At 68.2% G+C, this 14,837-nt stretch carries 14 protein-coding genes; 9 read left to right on the forward strand and 5 right to left on the reverse strand.

The genetic code is table 11. The features are described 5' to 3' along the window. Nucleotides 1-132: 132 nt before the first annotated feature. From dcd to rfbA, 6 genes are all read left to right on the forward strand, one after another. On the forward strand, nt 133-705 hold the full coding sequence (gene dcd / locus ACKY0X_RS01625) for a dCTP deaminase (protein ID WP_046286451.1): 573 nt from the start codon (nt 133-135) through the stop codon (nt 703-705). A gap of 109 nt (nt 706-814) precedes the next feature. After that, a complete protein-coding gene (locus tag ACKY0X_RS01630; RefSeq protein WP_409428043.1) occupies nt 815-2,269 on the forward strand; it encodes a hypothetical protein in 1,455 nt (484 codons plus the stop codon). A gap of 112 nt (nt 2,270-2,381) precedes the next feature. Further along, the gene (locus tag ACKY0X_RS01635; protein WP_409429777.1) at nt 2,382-4,151 is read left to right on the forward strand and encodes a hypothetical protein; all 1,770 of its coding nucleotides are present in this window, start codon (nt 2,382-2,384) and stop codon (nt 4,149-4,151) included. A gap of 29 nt (nt 4,152-4,180) precedes the next feature. Beyond that, nucleotides 4,181-4,942 carry a maleylpyruvate isomerase family mycothiol-dependent enzyme gene (locus ACKY0X_RS01640; RefSeq protein ID WP_409428044.1) on the forward strand — a complete coding sequence of 254 codons (762 nt, stop codon included), beginning with the start codon at nt 4,181-4,183 and terminating at the stop codon, nt 4,940-4,942. A 22-nt stretch (nt 4,943-4,964) separates the two neighbouring features. After that, on the forward strand, nt 4,965-5,324 hold the full coding sequence (locus ACKY0X_RS01645) for a nuclear transport factor 2 family protein (RefSeq protein WP_409428045.1): 360 nt from the start codon (nt 4,965-4,967) through the stop codon (nt 5,322-5,324). 73 nt (nt 5,325-5,397) lie between these two features. Continuing rightward, entirely contained in the window at nt 5,398-6,264 is an 867-nt protein-coding gene (gene rfbA / locus ACKY0X_RS01650) for a glucose-1-phosphate thymidylyltransferase RfbA (protein WP_409428046.1), read from the forward strand. A gap of 10 nt (nt 6,265-6,274) precedes the next feature. On the opposite strand, the gene ACKY0X_RS01655 is transcribed toward rfbA, so the two are convergent. After that, nucleotides 6,275-6,901, reverse strand: coding sequence for a TetR/AcrR family transcriptional regulator (locus ACKY0X_RS01655; protein WP_409428047.1), 627 nt, complete (start codon nt 6,899-6,901; stop codon nt 6,275-6,277). 66 nt (nt 6,902-6,967) lie between these two features. On the opposite strand from ACKY0X_RS01655, the gene ACKY0X_RS01660 reads away from it, so the two are divergent. Continuing rightward, the gene (locus ACKY0X_RS01660; RefSeq protein ID WP_409428048.1) at nt 6,968-8,413 is read left to right on the forward strand and encodes a carotenoid oxygenase family protein; all 1,446 of its coding nucleotides are present in this window, start codon (nt 6,968-6,970) and stop codon (nt 8,411-8,413) included. 9 nt (nt 8,414-8,422) lie between these two features. Next, entirely contained in the window at nt 8,423-8,872 is a 450-nt protein-coding gene (locus ACKY0X_RS01665) for a DUF1707 domain-containing protein (protein ID WP_409428049.1), read from the forward strand. Here ACKY0X_RS01665 and ACKY0X_RS01670 read toward each other — a convergent pair. The 4 genes from ACKY0X_RS01670 to ACKY0X_RS01685 all read right to left on the reverse strand — a co-directional run bounded on the left by ACKY0X_RS01670 (nt 8,856) and on the right by ACKY0X_RS01685 (nt 14,314). Further along, complete coding sequence (locus ACKY0X_RS01670) at nt 8,856-10,106, reverse strand: pyridoxal phosphate-dependent aminotransferase (RefSeq protein WP_373693213.1); 1,251 nt, start codon at nt 10,104-10,106, stop codon at nt 8,856-8,858. The two genes, ACKY0X_RS01665 and ACKY0X_RS01670, sit on opposite strands and share 17 nt — an antisense overlap. Before the next feature lie 118 nt (nt 10,107-10,224). Next, a complete protein-coding gene (locus tag ACKY0X_RS01675; protein WP_409429778.1) occupies nt 10,225-13,065 on the reverse strand; it encodes a (Fe-S)-binding protein in 2,841 nt (946 codons plus the stop codon). A 235-nt stretch (nt 13,066-13,300) separates the two neighbouring features. Continuing rightward, nucleotides 13,301-13,882, reverse strand: a complete 582-nt coding sequence (locus tag ACKY0X_RS01680; RefSeq protein WP_409428050.1) for a hypothetical protein — start codon at nt 13,880-13,882, stop codon at nt 13,301-13,303. Between the two features lie 60 nt (nt 13,883-13,942). Further along, nucleotides 13,943-14,314, reverse strand: coding sequence for a DUF3054 domain-containing protein (locus tag ACKY0X_RS01685; protein ID WP_409428051.1), 372 nt, complete (start codon nt 14,312-14,314; stop codon nt 13,943-13,945). Nucleotides 14,315-14,334: 20 nt separating this feature from the next. On the opposite strand from ACKY0X_RS01685, the gene ACKY0X_RS01690 reads away from it, so the two are divergent. Then, entirely contained in the window at nt 14,335-14,826 is a 492-nt protein-coding gene (locus ACKY0X_RS01690; protein ID WP_409428052.1) for a hypothetical protein, read from the forward strand. Nucleotides 14,827-14,837: the final 11 nt, after the last annotated feature.

Genomic DNA, 14,837 nt, shown 5'->3' on the forward strand with positions numbered 1-14,837 from the left:
GGCCCCGCCCCGCTCCGCGAGTGTGCGGAATCGTTGGCCGAACGGCCGAAAACCCAATCAAACCGCACACTCGGCGGCCACCACGGGCTTGGTCATCCGGCCCGGCGGCGGGCCGGGCGATACGCTCGTGCCGTGCTGCTCTCCGATCGCGATCTGCGGGCCGAAATCGCTGCTGGCCGGCTGGGCATCGACCCGTTCGACGACGCGCTGGTACAGCCGTCCAGCGTGGACGTCCGCCTCGACAGCCTGTTCCGGGTGTTCAACAACACCCGCTACACACACATCGACCCGGCCAAACAGCAAGACGAGCTGACCACGCTGGTCGAACCCAAACCCGGGGAGCCGTTCGTGCTGCACCCCGGCGAGTTCGTGCTGGGCTCCACGCTGGAGTGCTGCACCCTGCCGGAGGACCTGGCCGGCCGACTGGAGGGCAAGTCGAGCCTGGGTCGACTGGGCCTGCTCACCCATTCCACCGCGGGTTTCATCGACCCCGGCTTCTCCGGGCACATCACGTTGGAGCTGTCCAACGTGGCGAATCTGCCGATCACGTTGTGGCCGGGGATGAAGATCGGTCAGCTGTGTCTGCTGCGATTGACCAGTCCGGCGGAGCACCCTTACGGCAGTACGCGCGTAGGGTCGAAATATCAGGGCCAGCGCGGGCCGACGCCGTCCCGCTCGTACCAGAACTTCATCAAGTCCGGTTAGCCCTCGGACCTGACGGCCGCCCGGCGGCTGCGATGAAGCCGGTATCGGCCAGCCCTGGTGGGGGTTCGGCCCACATGCCTGGCCGATAAGCAGTAATAGGGGAGGTTTCGTGGAGATCGTTCTAGGGGTGTCGGTGGCACCCTCGACGGTCCGCATGGTGTTGGTGGAAGGCGAGAACGCCGACGGGGTCACCGTGGAACACGACGACTTTGACGTCGTTGACGGCGCCCAAACCGCGCCAGAGCGGGTGGTGTCGGCGATCCTGGGGACCCGTGAGGGAGCCCGCGAGGGCGGCTATGAGCTCAGCTCCACCGGCGTGACCTGGAGTAGCCCGGCCGAGGCGAACGCGCTACGCGAGGCGCTGGCCGGCCGCAAGGTCGAGAACGTGATGCTGGTGTCGGCGTTTCTGGCCGCAGCGGCGCTGGCGCAGTCGGTGGGTAGTGCGACGCGGTACGCCCGGACCGCTCTGCTGTTCGTCGAGCCCGAAGCCGCCACGTTGGCCGTCGTGAACTCTGACGACGGCTCGATCGCCGAGATTCACCGCCAGCCACTGTCGAACGATGACGAGAGCGCGGTCGGTGAGATCACCGAACTGGCGGCCGGTGCGCAACGGCTGGAGTCGAACCCCGAAGGCCTGTTCGTGGTGGGCTCCGGCGTCAACGTGGCGATGATCAAACCGGAGTTGGACAAGGCCACTCCGCTGCCGGTCAGCGTGCCGGAGGAGCCGGACATGGCGTTGGCCCGCGGCGCGGCCCTGGCCAGCGCGCATGCCCCGCTGTTTTCGTCCTCCACCCGGGCAGTGGCCTGGGCGCAGGACCCGGGCACCGGTGAGCTGGACCCGGCCTTGGCGAGTGCCGGCTACGCCTACATCGCGCCCGACGGCGTCAACTACGACGAGGTGGACTACAACGCCACCAGTGACAACGAGCCGCTGGCCTACAGCGCGCTTCCGGACAGCGGCGTGGTTCTGGGCGCCGCGCTGCCGGATCTCGTCGACGATCCCGAACTCGTCGACTCCCGGATGCTGGACTTCAGCACCGGGATCCAGCCGCGGGAGCGCAAGCCGATCCTGGTCACCGGCGGTGTCGCGGCGCTATTCGTGATCGGCGTGCTGGGCTTGGCGGTCGCGTTGGCCGTGGGAATGCGGGCGGCCAATCAGCACCGTCCCGACGTGCGGGCCAACGTCGTCAGCCATCCGCCGGCGGCCGTCGTCACCCCGGCCCCTGCGCCTCCGGCAGCGCCGCCCGCCCCGGTCGGCGAGCCGGCGCCGCGGGCTCCGGCTCCGGCCCCGGAGGCACCAGCCCCGCGGGCGCCGGCACCGGCGCCGGCACCCCTGCCGGTGGCACCGCCTCCCCCGCCACCGGCGCTGCCGCCGCCCCCGCTGCCCAACCTGGGCATTCCGGGCCTGCCCGGCGGTCCGCCGCTGTTCGGCCCGCCCCGCGGCGGCTGGGGAGACGACGACTGGGGTCCCGGTGGCGGACATGGTCGCGGGGGCGGTCACGGTGGCGGTCACGGCCGCGGTGGTGGCGGGTTCCCGTTCAAGATCCCCGGCCTTCATTTCTGAGTGGGCACGCGCATCCAACAGTCGTAAGATGGGCTAATAATTCGCCGGCCCTAGTGGAGGAGGTGCGGTGGACATCGTTCTGGGGGTCTCGATGGCACCGCCATCGGTACGCATGGTGCTTGTCGAAGGAGAGCGCGCCGGTGGCGTGACCGTCGACGAAGACGGATTCGAGGTGGACGCCGACGCGATGGCGTTCCCCGACCAGGTCGTGTCGGCCATCCTGGGCACCCAGGAAAGTGCCCGCGAGAGCGGCTACCGGCTGGCCTCAACCGGGGTGACCGTCGCCAACCAGTTGCAAGCGGGCCAGCTGCGCGACGCGCTGGCCGGTCACCGGGTCGAGAACGTGATGTTGGTGTCGGCGTTCTTGGCTGCGGCCGCACTGGCGCAGACCGTGGGCGGGTCGGTCGGCTACGAGCGGACCGCGCTGATGTTCGTCGAGCCGGACGGGGCGACCCTGGCCGTCGTCGACTCGTCGGATGGCTCGATCGCTGAGGTGCAGCGGGTGGCCCTGCCTTCCGATGACGCCGCCGCGATGGGCGCGCTGACCCGGCTGGCCGCCGAGGCCGGCCGGCTGTCGTCGCGACCCGACGGCTTGTTCGTGATCGGTTCCGGAGTCAACGTCGGCATGGTCAAGCCCGAGCTGGACGCGGCGAGTGCCATCCCGGTCAGCGTGCCCGAGGAGCCCGAGACCGCGCTGGCGCGGGGCGCGGCGCTGGCCAGTGCCCACGCGCCGCTGTTCGACTCCTCGACGTCGGCGCTGGCGTGGGCCCGCGACCCGGGCACCGGCGTGATCGACCCGGATCTGGTCGCGCTTGGCTACGCTTACCAAGCCGACTATGACGCCACTATGGGCGAGTACGCGCTGGCCTACAGTGCGGTTTCCGATGACACCACCGACAGCGGCTACCTGAACCTGGTCGCCGCCGACGGCTATGACGGCACCGTCATCGAGGACGACAACGGCTACGCACCGAGTTCCGGTGCGCACCAATTCGACGACGGCGAGCCTGCGCGGCGCCGTAGGCCCTTCCTGCTGGCCGGCAGCGGGCTGGCGGCGTTCTTCGTCGTCGGGGTCTCCAGCCTGGTGGTGGCGCTGGCGGTAAGCATCCGGCCCACCGCCGCAGATCGCCCGCCGCCCACCGGGCACATCGTGGTCCCCACTCAGCAGGCGCCGGCCCCGGCGCCCGTCCCCGAAGCGGCGCCTCCACCTGCGCCAGCGCCGCCACCGGCGGCCCCGCCCGTCACCGAGGTCCCGGTCGCGCGGCCGGCACCGGCCGCGCCTGCTCCTGCGCCGGCGGCTCCGGCTCCCGCCCCGGCGGCTCCAGCTCCTGCACCCGCGGCTCCGGCTCCCGCGCCGGTGGCCCCGGTGCCGATACCGATTCCAGTGCCCATCCAGGTGCCCGCGCCGGTCGAGGCACCGGCTCCGGCTGCACCGGTTCCCGCGCCACCTCCGATCCAGCAACCCGAGCTACCGCCGATCTTCCGGCCGCCGTCCAACAACGGCGGCAATCCGTCTTGGCTGCCGGGCAACAACAACGGCGGCGGCAACAAGGGTGGCAATCCGTCCTGGCTGCCCGACAACGATGGCGGCGGGAAGAAGGGCGGCAATCCGTCTTGGCTGCCTGACAACGATGGCGGCGGGAAGAAAGGCGGAAACCCGTCTTGGCTCCCCGATAACGATGGCGGCGGCAAGAAGGGCGGCAACCCCTCACCCTGGCTGCCCGGTGTCGGCAGCAATGGCGGCGGCGGAAACCCGTGGTTCCCGGGCCTCGGCGGCGGCGGTGGCGGCGGTAAAGGCAACGGCGGCGGTTCCTGGTTCCCGGGTCTCGGCGGTGGCGGCGGCCATGGCGGTGGTGGAGGCAAGGGTGGCTGGCCCTTCTGAGCCCGCCCAGAATCCACTAGCCTGACGGCGTGGACTACGCCGCAGCATTGCTCGATGAGACGCGCGCGTTCGGGGAGCTGATCCGCACCGGTGATCCGCAGTTGGCGATCCCCACCTGCCCGGAGTGGAACCTCACCCAACTGTTCCGGCACTTCGGGCGCGGAAACCGTTGGGCCGCACAAATCATCGCCGATCGTATGGACGGTCCCCTGGACCCGCGCGAGGTCGTCGACGGCAAGCCGCCCGCCGACCCGGACGCAGCGATCGACTGGCTGCACGACGGCGCGCATCGGGTGTTGGACGCGGTCGCCCACAGCGGGCCGGACACGCCGGCGTGGACGTTCCTGGGTCCCCGCCCGGCCTCCTGGTGGGTGCGCCGCCGGCTGCACGAGGCGACCGTGCACCGTGCCGATGCCGCGCTGGCGCTCGGGGCTGACTTCGCGCTGTCACCTGAGCTGGCCGCCGACGGGATCGGCGAGTTACTGGACCTGATTCCCGCACTGATCGCGCGCAACGGACAAACGCTGCCGCTGGCAGACGGCCACAGCGTGCACCTGCACGCCACCGATGACGGCCTCGGGTCGGCAGGGGAGTGGACCATCAGCAGGCCGACCGGGACCGACACGGTGAGTTGGTCGCACGAGCATGGCAAAGGCTCGGTGGCCCTGCGTGGTCCGGCGCGCGACTTGTTTTTGGCGGTGATGCGCCGGGTACCAGTAGCCGATACCGACATCGCGATCTTCGGAGACGCCACGGTGTGGCAGAACTGGGTCGACCACACCGCCTTCTGATCGAGCGGTAGTTTTGGCGACCATGAGCACATCGGAGATCGCAACGGTCCTCGCCTGGCACGACGCCCTGGCCGCCGGTGATCTGGACACCCTGGAAAAGCTGTCCAGCGACGACATCGAGGTGGCCGACGCAAGCGGAGCTGGGCAGGGTCATCAGGCGTTGCGCCAGTGGGCCGCGTCGGCACAGGTGAGCGCCGGAATCGGCCGGATGTATGTGCACGACGGTGTGGTGGTGGCCGAGCTGATCCCCGCGGGGGCGGGTGCAGCCCAGGCGGTCGCCTTCCGGGTGGTGCGCGACCACGTCACCGCGGTGTTCCGCCACGACGATCTGGGCCACGCCCTGGCCGCCACCGACCTCTCCGAAGCCGATCAGGTCGACTAGCCCGCTGTGTTGAAGACGGCGACCCGCTGCGCCCGGCTCCGCCGCGCTTGCGATCGCCGTTAGGCTAAGCGGCATGCGCGGGATCATCCTGGCCGGTGGCTCCGGCACCCGCCTGCATCCGATCACCATGGGCGTGAGCAAGCAGCTGCTGCCGGTGTACGACAAGCCGCTGGTCTACTACCCCCTGTGCACGCTGATGTTGGCGGGGATTCGGGACATTCAGGTGATCACCACCGGTCACGACGCGCCTGCCTTCCAGCGTCTGCTGGGCGACGGCAGCGCATTCGGAGTCGACATCAGCTACGCCATCCAAGAGCAGCCCGATGGTTTGGCTCGCGCTTTCGTGATCGGCGCCGACCACATCGGCACCGACTCCGTCGCGCTGGTGTTGGGGGACAACATCTTCTACGGCGCCGGTTTGGGAACCAGCCTGCGGCGTCATCAATCCCTTTCCGGTGGGGTTATTTTCGCGTACTGGATGGCCGACCCCTCGGCCTACGGTGTGGTCGAGTTCGATACGAACGGGTCTGCGGTATCGGTGGTGGAGAAGCCGAGCGCACCCAGCTCGCACTATGCGATACCGGGGCTGTATTTCTACGACAACGACGTCGTTGAGATCGCCAAAGGCCTCAAGCCTTCCGCGCGCGGCGAGTACGAGATCACCGACATCAACCAGACCTACCTCGATCAGGGCCGGCTCACGGTCGAGACACTGGCTCGGGGCACCGCATGGCTGGACACCGGGACTTTTGACTCGCTGCTGGACGCCGGCGATTACGTCCGCACCGTCGAACGCCGCCAGGGCCTCAAGATCGGCGTTCCCGAAGAGGTGGCCTGGCGGATGGGTTTCATCGACGACGCCGCACTCGCCGACCGCGCCGCGGCGCTGTGCAAGTCCGGCTACGGCGACTACCTGATGGGGTTGTTGGATCGTCGGTGATGTGGGCGGCTCACTGACGAATCGCGTCGGCCGCCCGCCGCAGCGACAACTCGGCGCTGTCCCGACTGTCGCCCATCCCGACGAACATGTCGATGGTCATCGGACTGAGAATGTGGGTCAGCGCCCGGCCGTCCGGCTCGAACGTGCCGACAAGTTCCAGCAGCACCACACCGTGGATCATGCTCCAGATTCGCCCGGCCAGTTCGACGGGATCGTCCGCGCGGATCCGGCCGGTGGAGACGATCCGCTCAACCGCGGTGACGAGTTGGTTGAAAGTCGCCGTCGCCACCGGCATCTCGGGAGCGTGAAACTTCTGCGGTGCGGCGAGCCCGAACATCAGCCGATAACGCTGCGGACTGGCTAGCGCGAACTGCCGATAGGCGTGACCCATCACGAAGAAGTCCGCCATCGGATCGTCGGTCTTGGGGGCGGATGCCAGGGCGGCGCCGAAACGCTCGAACGCGGCGGAGACGATCGCCTCCAGCAGGCCGTTCATCCCACCGAAGTGGGTGTAGACGGCCATGGTGGAGGCCCCGATCTCGGCGGCGACCTTGCGGGCCTGCAATGACTCGGGTCCGGCACTGTCCAGCAGGCGAGTACCGGCCTCGATCAGACGGTCACGCGGGCTCAAATCCACCCTTGCCATAGTGCCATAACAGTGTTATACATGGTCCATAACATCGTTATGGACCGGAGGTGTCCGATGACTAATCCCTACCTGCAGGGCGGATTCGCGCCGATCGCACAGGAATACACCCTCACCGAGCTGGCGGTCACCGGGACCATCCCGGATTACCTGGACGGGCGCTACCTGCGTAACGGACCCAACCCGGTCGGCGAAATCGATCCGGCGTTCTATCACTGGTTCATCGGTGACGGCATGGTCCACGGCGTGCGCCTTCGCGACGGCAAGGCCGAGTGGTACCGCAACCGCTACGTGCGGGGCCCGCAGACCGCGGCCGCGCTGGGCGAACCGTCGCGCCCCGGCCGGCACGGCGGGGCCTCCGGGATCGGCGCCAACACCAACGTGATCGGCCACGCCGGGCGAACCCTCGCGCTGATCGAGGGTGGCATCTCCTGCTACGAACTGACCGACGAGCTGGACACCGTCGGCACCTGCGACTTCGACGGCACCCTGTCGGGCGGCTATACCGCGCATCCCAAGCGCGACCCCGATACCGGTGAGCTGCACGCCGTTTCGTACGCGTTCAACCGCGGAAACAGCGTCCAGTACTCGGTGATCGGCACCGACGGTCGGGCGCGGCGCACCGTGGATGTCGAGGTCACCGGATCGCCTATGATGCATGACTTCTCGCTGACCGAGAACCATGTCGTCTTCTATGACCTGCCGGTCACCTTCGACACCCGCCAGGTCGCCCAGGGCGCGGCACCGCCGGGTCTGCGGCTACCGGTGCGGCTGATCATGTCGGCTCTGATCGGGCGGGTGCGCATCCCGGACCCGATCATGGCCCGGTTGCCGATGCCCAAGAACAGCGTGCGCACCATGCCATATCGGTGGAACCCGAAATACCCAGCGCGGGTGGGGGTTATGCCGCGTGAGGGGGGCAATGCGGATGTTCGGTGGTTCGAGGTGGAGCCCTGCTACGTGTTCCATCCGATGAATGCCTACGACGATGGTGGCACCGTCGTACTCGACGTGGTCCGGCATCCGAAGATGTTCGACACCGAGATGCGTGGCCCCGCCGAGGGACTGCCCACGCTGGAGCGGTGGACCGTCGATCTGGCTGACGGCAAGGTTCGCGAATCCCGGGTGGACGACCGTGGTCAGGAGTTCCCGCGCGTTGACGAACGACTGGTCGGCAAGCGGCACCGGTTCGGCTACGCGGTCAGTATCGGCAACGGCGTGGTGCCCGACGCGACGCTGCTCAAGCATGACCTGGTCGGCGGGTCGACAGCGACTCGGTCATTCGGCGATGGAAAACAGTTAGGCGAGTTCGTCTTTCATCCGAAGACAGCGGGCGCGGCCGAAGATGACGGCGTCCTGATGGGCTTCGTCTATGACAGCGCGACCGACACCACCGAACTGGCGATCCTGGATGCGGCCACGCTGGCGGACGTCGCGAGCATCCACCTACCGCACCGTGTTCCCGCCGGATTCCACGGCAACTGGGTGCCGACCGGTCAATAGGGGGCCGACATGACGACGAGATTCGTTACGCCATCGGATTCTGCGGTACGAGTCGGTGACGCGGAGCGGGGGGATACCGCCGATCATCTCGGTCAGGCGTTCACCCAGGGATACCTGTCGATGGAGGAATACGAGACACGACTGGCCCGGGCCTTTGAGGCGCAAACCGCCGGAGCGCTCAGGGATCTCCTCGCCGATCTGCCTGTCGCGCAGATCATCAGGCGAGACCCGCGCCGTCGTGCGCAACGCAGTGCCGCCGCCCGACGAGGCTTCCGCATTCACCTGGGCGCTTACCTGGCGGCGTCGGTGTTGATGATCGGCATCTGGCTGCTGACCGCGGTGTTCGCCGGCGCGTGGTACTTCTGGCCCGTCTGGCCGATCCTTGGGTGGGGCATCGGCATCGCCTCGCACGCGATTCCCGTCGGGGCGTGTGCGCGAAGAACTACGGCCGGTAACTGACCAGGAAGTTGCCCAGACGCTCGATCGCGCTGGACAGGTCGCGGGCCCACGGCAGGGTGACGATACGCAGGTGATCCGGTGCCGGCCAGTTGAAGCCGGTGCCCTGGGTGACCAGGATCTTCTCCTGCAACAACAGGTCCAGCACCAACTGCTCGTCGTTGTCGATCGGGTAGACCTCGGGGTCCAGGCGCGGGAACGCGTAGAGCGCACCGCGGGGCTTCACGCAAGAGACGCCGGGAATCTCGTTGAGCTTGCTCCAGGCGACATCCCGCTGTTCGAGCAGCCGCCCACCCGGCAGCACCAGATCATCGATGCTCTGGTGGCCGCCCAGCGCCACCTGAATGGCATGCTGGGCCGGCACATTCGGGCACAACCGCATGTTGGCCAGCAGGTTGATGCCCTCCAGGAAGCTGGTCGCATGCTCCTTGGGGCCGGTGATCGCCAGCCAGCCGGAGCGGTAGCCGGCCACCCGGTAGGCCTTCGACAGGCCATTGAAGGTCAGACACAACAGATCCGGCGCCAGGGTGGCCAGGCTGGTGTGCTCGGCGTCGTCGTAGAGGATCTTGTCGTAGATCTCGTCGGCCAGCAGCAACAGCTGGTGCTTGCGGGCCAACTCGGCGATCTGGCTGAGCACCTCGCGGCTGTAGACCGCCCCGGTCGGGTTGTTCGGGTTGATCACCACCAACGCCTTGGTGCGTTCGGTGATCTTCGATTCCATGTCGGCGATGTCGGGCTGCCAACCCTGGGTCTCGTCGCACAGATAGTGCACCGGTGTGCCACCGGCCAGCGAGGTCGATGCCGTCCACAACGGGTAATCCGGGGCGGGGATCAGCACCTGGTCGCCGTTGTCCAACAGTGCCTGCAGCACCAGCGAAATCAGCTCGGATACGCCGTTACCGAGGTAGACATCGTCGACGTCGAAGCGGGGGAATCCCTCAACCAGCTCGTAGCGGGTGACCACCGCGCGCCGGGCCGGCAGGATGCCCTGGGAGTCCGAGTAGCCCTGCGCATACGGCAGCGCCTGGATCATGTCCCGCATGATCACGTCGGGCGCGTCGAACCCGAACGGTGCCGGGTTGCCGATGTTGAGCTTGAGGATGCGGTGCCCTTCGGCCTCCATCCGGGCGGCCTGGGCGTGGATCGGACCGCGGATCTCGTAGAGGACATCCTGCAGTTTGGTCGACTGCGCGAACGTACGCTGCCGTGGCTGGCTGCCGGTGGCAGGCCAGGGCATCTGGTGCGGTAACGAATGAGCGGTCACGTTGGCAATAATCCCATAGCTGTCCAATTAAAATTTGCTCGAGAAACAAGTTGGGGCCGTATGTGCACCCATACGGCCCCAACCTGTTATCTCAGCGTTTGCCCGGCGGGCGCGCCCCGCGCTGGATGCCCAGCCCCTTGACCGGCGGCTGTTCCTTGGGCGCCTCCGCTGCCGGAGCGGCCTCGGGAGCTGCCGCGGGCTCGGTGGCGGCCGAGGCGGGCTCGGCGGCGGTCGATGCCGGTTCAGCGGCCGCAGCCGCCGGTTCCGCGGCGGCCGGAGCCGCCTTCTTAGCGCCCGGCTTGCGGGCGCCCGCTGCCATGCCCAGGCCCTTGACCGGAGCAGCCGGGGCGGCCGGAGCCGCCGCGGGTGCGGCCGGCTCAGCCGGTGCCGCGGGTGCTGCAGCGGCGGCCTCGGCGGCGGGGGCAGCGGCCGGGGCCGCCTTCTTGGCGCCCGGACGCTTGGCGCCACCGGCCATGCCCAGCCCCTTCACCGGGGCTGCCGGTGCCGCGGGTGCTGCAGCGCTGGCCTCGGCGGCGGGGGCAGCGGCCGGAGCGGCCTTCTTGGCGCCCGGACGCTTGGCGCCACCGGCCATCCCCAGGCCCGTCACCGGGGCCGCGGCCTTGGCCTCGGCGGCCGGCTTCTCCGCCGTCGCGGTGGCCACCGCAGCCGGTGCCGGGGCCTTCTCCTCGACCTTCTTCGGACCGGCCTTAGCGGCGGCCTCGGCGGCAGTGCCCTTGGCCGGCAACGTCACCGCGTCCATGTCGAGGGACTCCAGCAGCAGCTGGGCGATGTCACGCACGTCCACATCGGAACGCCCGGAGGCTTCGATGCGGTCGTCGATGCCGTCGCTGACCATCACCCGGCAGAACGGGCAGCCGGTGGCGATGGTGGTGGCACCGGTGGCCAGCGCCTCGTCGACGCGGTCGTGGTTCACCCGCTTACCGATGTGCTCTTCCATCCACATCCGAGCGCCACCGGCGCCGCAGCAGAACGAGCGGTCGCGGTTACGCGGCATCTCGACCAGGTTGGCACCCGACGCCTCGACCAGCTCACGCGGCGGCTCGTAGACCTTGTTGTGGCGGCCCAGGAAGCACGGGTCGTGGTAGGTGACTTCCCGCGACACCGGAGCGACCGGAATCAGTCGCTTGTCCCGCACCAACCGGTTGAGTACCTGGGTGTGGTGCAGCACCGTGTATTCGCTGCCCAGCTGGGGGTATTCGCGGGAGATCGTGTTGAAGCAGTGCGGGCAGCTCGCGATGATCTTGCGGTCCGGCTTGTCGAGGCCGTCGAACACCTCGTTGAGCATCTCGACGTTCTGCGAGGCCAACTGCTGGAACAGGAACTCGTTGCCGGCACGGCGGGCGGGGTCACCGGTACAGGTCTCCCCGGTGCCCAGCACCAGGAATTTCACGCCGGCGGCGGCCAGCAGCTCCGCGGTCGCCTTGGTGGTCTTCTTGGCGCGGTCCTCATAGGCGCCCGCGCAGCCCACCCAGAACAGGTACTCGAACCCGTCGAAGCTGTCGACGTCCTGGCCGTAGACCGGGATGTCGAAGTTGAGTTCGTCGATCCAGGAGGTGCGCTCCTTGGCGTTCTGCCCCCACGGGTTGCCCTTGTTCTCCAGGTTCTTGAACAGCACACCCAACTCGGAGGGGAACTCCGACTCCACCAGCACCTGGTAGCGGCGCATGTCGACGATGTGGTCGATGTGCTCGATGTCCACCGGGCACTGCTCGACGCAGGCGCCGCAGTTGGTGCACGACCACAGCACGTCGGGGTCGATCACGCCGCCTTCTTCGGCGGTGCCCACCAGCGGGCGGACGGCCTGCTCCGGGCCGGAGCCGCCGATACGCTCGAAGCCCTTCTCCGGCACGTGGTGGCCGGGCAGCGGCTTGGCGTCGGCCAGGTCGACCTCGCCGGTCGGCATCGGCTTGTCGCCGAGCAGGTAGGGCGCCTTGGCCATCCAGTGGTCACGCAGGTCCATGATGAGCAACTTGGGGCTCAGCGGCTTGCCGGTGTTCCAGGCGGGACACTGCGATTGGCAGCGGCCACACTCGGTACAGGTGGCGAAGTCGAGCATGCCCTTCCAGCTGAAGTCGTCGATCTTGCCGCGCCCGAACACCGCGTCTTCCGGCGGGTTGTCGAAGTCCAGCGGCTCGCCCTGGTACTCGATCGGCAGCAGCGGGCCCAAGGCGTTGGGCAGTCGCTTGAAGGTGACGTTGATCGGGGCCAAGAAGATGTGCAGGTGCTTGGAGTTCAGCACGATCAGCAGGAAGCCCAGCGCCACCGCAACATGCAGCAGCAGCGCGGCGGTCTCGATGTTCTCGTTGGCTGCGAGCCCCAGCGGCGCCATGACCTTGCCCATCAGATGCGACAGGTAGGCGCCCTTGCCGTAGGGCAGGGTGCCGGTGTTGGCTGCGGCCCCGCGCAGCAGCAGGAAGGTCCAGACCACGTTGAGGATCATCACGAGGATCAGCCAGGCGCCGCCGTTGTGCGAGCCGTAGAACCGGGAGGATCGGCCGTGCTCGGTCGGGTTGCGCAGGACCCGGATGACCATGAACACGAAGATCGACAAGGTGACCGCGGTGATGAAGAAGTCCTGCATGAAGCCCAGGAAGTCCCAGTGCCCGACGAGCGGGATGGCGAAGTGGGGGTTGAACATCTGGCCATAGGCCTCGATGTAGACCGTGATCAGGACGAAGAATGCCCACATGGTGAAGAAGTGGGCGATCCCGGGGATGTTCCACTTCAGCAGTTTGGCCTGGCCGGCGACCTCGCGGATCTGGGTCTCGATCCGGGTCTTGATGTCGTTCGTCCGCTCGGCGCCGACCTTCTGGCCAGACATGACGAGTCGGAAGAGCCAGAACACCCGGCGCGCGGCCAGCAGGCCAACAAGCCCCGTCATGGACAGGCCGACCACCAGCCTGATCAGCATCTGGGTATTTTCGGTCACGGAGAGCCTCTCCCATCCACAAGTTACCGTTCAGTAACTTAGCTATGGTTACTGACGGGTAACTTACCGCCAATCTTGCGCAGCACCAGTTCAAGCCCTACTCGGTGCTCGCTCATAGTGCCACTCCGAGGCGGTTCAGCGCGACAAAGGCTGGCCTAACTGTATCGGCGAGCGACCGTTCGAGCGGGCTTTCGCGCGCGGTGAGGCAATGCCGAACTCAGAGCCCGGGCAGCGGGATGACGATCTCCGGTGGCCGGCGTCCCGGCGTAGGCGTGGCGGGGGCGGCCGTGGTGCTCGGTGCAGTCGTCGTGGGGGCCTCGGTCGTGGTCGGTGGCGCCGTGGTGGTCGTGGGCGGCGCGGTGGTCGTGGTGGTGCTCGGTGCCTCGGTCGTGGAAGGGGGCGGCTCGGATTCCGTCGCCGGCGGCGGGTTTTCGTCGGTGGCGGCGTGGGAAGGGGCCTGTCGCGGGGCCGGGGCGAGGGGCTCTTCGACGGGTGCGGTGGACGTCACCGAACTGGTTGCCGGGGCGGTGGGGATCGGTTCCTTGTTCACCAGCCGGACCATGCCCCACACCAACAGGGCGATCAGGATTGCGGTCAGCACTCCCAGGCCGACCAACGCGACTGGTCGCAGATACCAGGGGGTTGGTGGCGGCGGCGGTTCGGTCCACTCGGACTGGCGGCCGGTGGGCTCGCGGTATTCGCTGTAGTAGGCCGGCTCGCCGTAGTTACCGTTGCCGCCGTAGTCGTAGCCGGCCATTTGGGTCGGCTCGTTGTTGGGGTCGTCCGGCGAGCGGTTCACACGCGCCGAGGGTACGTGCCGCGCCTGACAAAACCCCGCGACGACGCTGGCTGAAACCCGTCAGCTGTCCAAACGGCGGCCGGCGACAAGCTCCACGACAGCTCGCCAGCCGAGCAGAAACACGGCGGTGACCGTCGAAGCGACCAGGATGAAGCTCGTCGCCACGCCGGCGGACGTCGCCTCGCGCAAGAGCATGCCGACCAGCACTGTCGAGATCCAGACAACCACTCCGGTGGGCCAAAGCGCCGTGGGCCTGCGCCAGCCGCGCGACAACAGCCAGCCCAGCACCGTCCCGCTCAGAAACGGCCAGGCGGTGATCGCCAATCCGCTGAGAGTGATGCCCTCATCGTGGCTGCGTCGGCCGAGAGCGCAGAAGATCAACACGGCCACCACATCAATGCCGAGCCAACCCGGCTTGCGCGGTGATTGCATGCGGCGAGAGTACCGGGCCGGTGATCTACCGCCTTGGCGGCAGTGTGATGACCGTCGGCAGCTCGGGCACCTTGGGAATCGGCGGGATGGTGATCACCGACGGCAGATGGGGTAGGTGGCGGTGGGGAGGCTCGCTCGCGGGCGGTGCCTGCTGTGCCGGCGGCTGCTGCGGCGGGGCCTGCCGGGGCGGGGCCGCCGTCGGCGCGGTGGTGCTGGGCGCACTCGAGGAGCTTGTCGTGCTGCTGGTGGTGCTGCTCGTAGTGCTGGTGGTGCTCGACGAGCTGGTTGCCGGGGTGGTGCCGCCGCCGGGTCCGCGGCTGGTGAGCTGGATGATTCCCCAGACCACCAGCGCGAGCATCACCGCGATAAGTCCGAACCACGCGATCAGCACCGATCGGCGGCGAAACCACGGAGTGTCCGACAACGCAGCGAAATCGGTGCCCTGCGGGTCGGTTGGCTCGTCGAAAGCGTTGTACGAGGCGTATTGGGTCGGGGCGTTGCCGGGTTGGTAGCCGGGGTTGCG

Origin of the sequence: Mycobacterium sp. SMC-11, from assembly GCF_046250095.1 — a bacterium.
GTDB lineage: Bacteria > Actinomycetota > Actinomycetes > Mycobacteriales > Mycobacteriaceae > Mycobacterium > Mycobacterium heraklionense_A.

Coding starts and splice junctions, on each gene's coding strand:
- ACKY0X_RS01675 (WP_409429778.1), bottom strand. CDS start 13,065: ATGCTGATCAGGCTGGTGGTCGGCCTGTCCATGACGGGGCTTGTTGGC.
- ACKY0X_RS01665 (WP_409428049.1), top strand. CDS start 8,423: ATGACGACGAGATTCGTTACGCCATCGGATTCTGCGGTACGAGTCGGT.
- rfbA (WP_409428046.1), top strand. CDS start 5,398: ATGCGCGGGATCATCCTGGCCGGTGGCTCCGGCACCCGCCTGCATCCG.
- ACKY0X_RS01660 (WP_409428048.1), top strand. CDS start 6,968: ATGACTAATCCCTACCTGCAGGGCGGATTCGCGCCGATCGCACAGGAA.
- ACKY0X_RS01670 (WP_373693213.1), bottom strand. CDS start 10,106: ATGCCCTGGCCTGCCACCGGCAGCCAGCCACGGCAGCGTACGTTCGCG.
- ACKY0X_RS01635 (WP_409429777.1), top strand. CDS start 2,382: ATGGTGCTTGTCGAAGGAGAGCGCGCCGGTGGCGTGACCGTCGACGAA.
- ACKY0X_RS01645 (WP_409428045.1), top strand. CDS start 4,965: ATGAGCACATCGGAGATCGCAACGGTCCTCGCCTGGCACGACGCCCTG.
- ACKY0X_RS01685 (WP_409428051.1), bottom strand. CDS start 14,314: ATGCAATCACCGCGCAAGCCGGGTTGGCTCGGCATTGATGTGGTGGCC.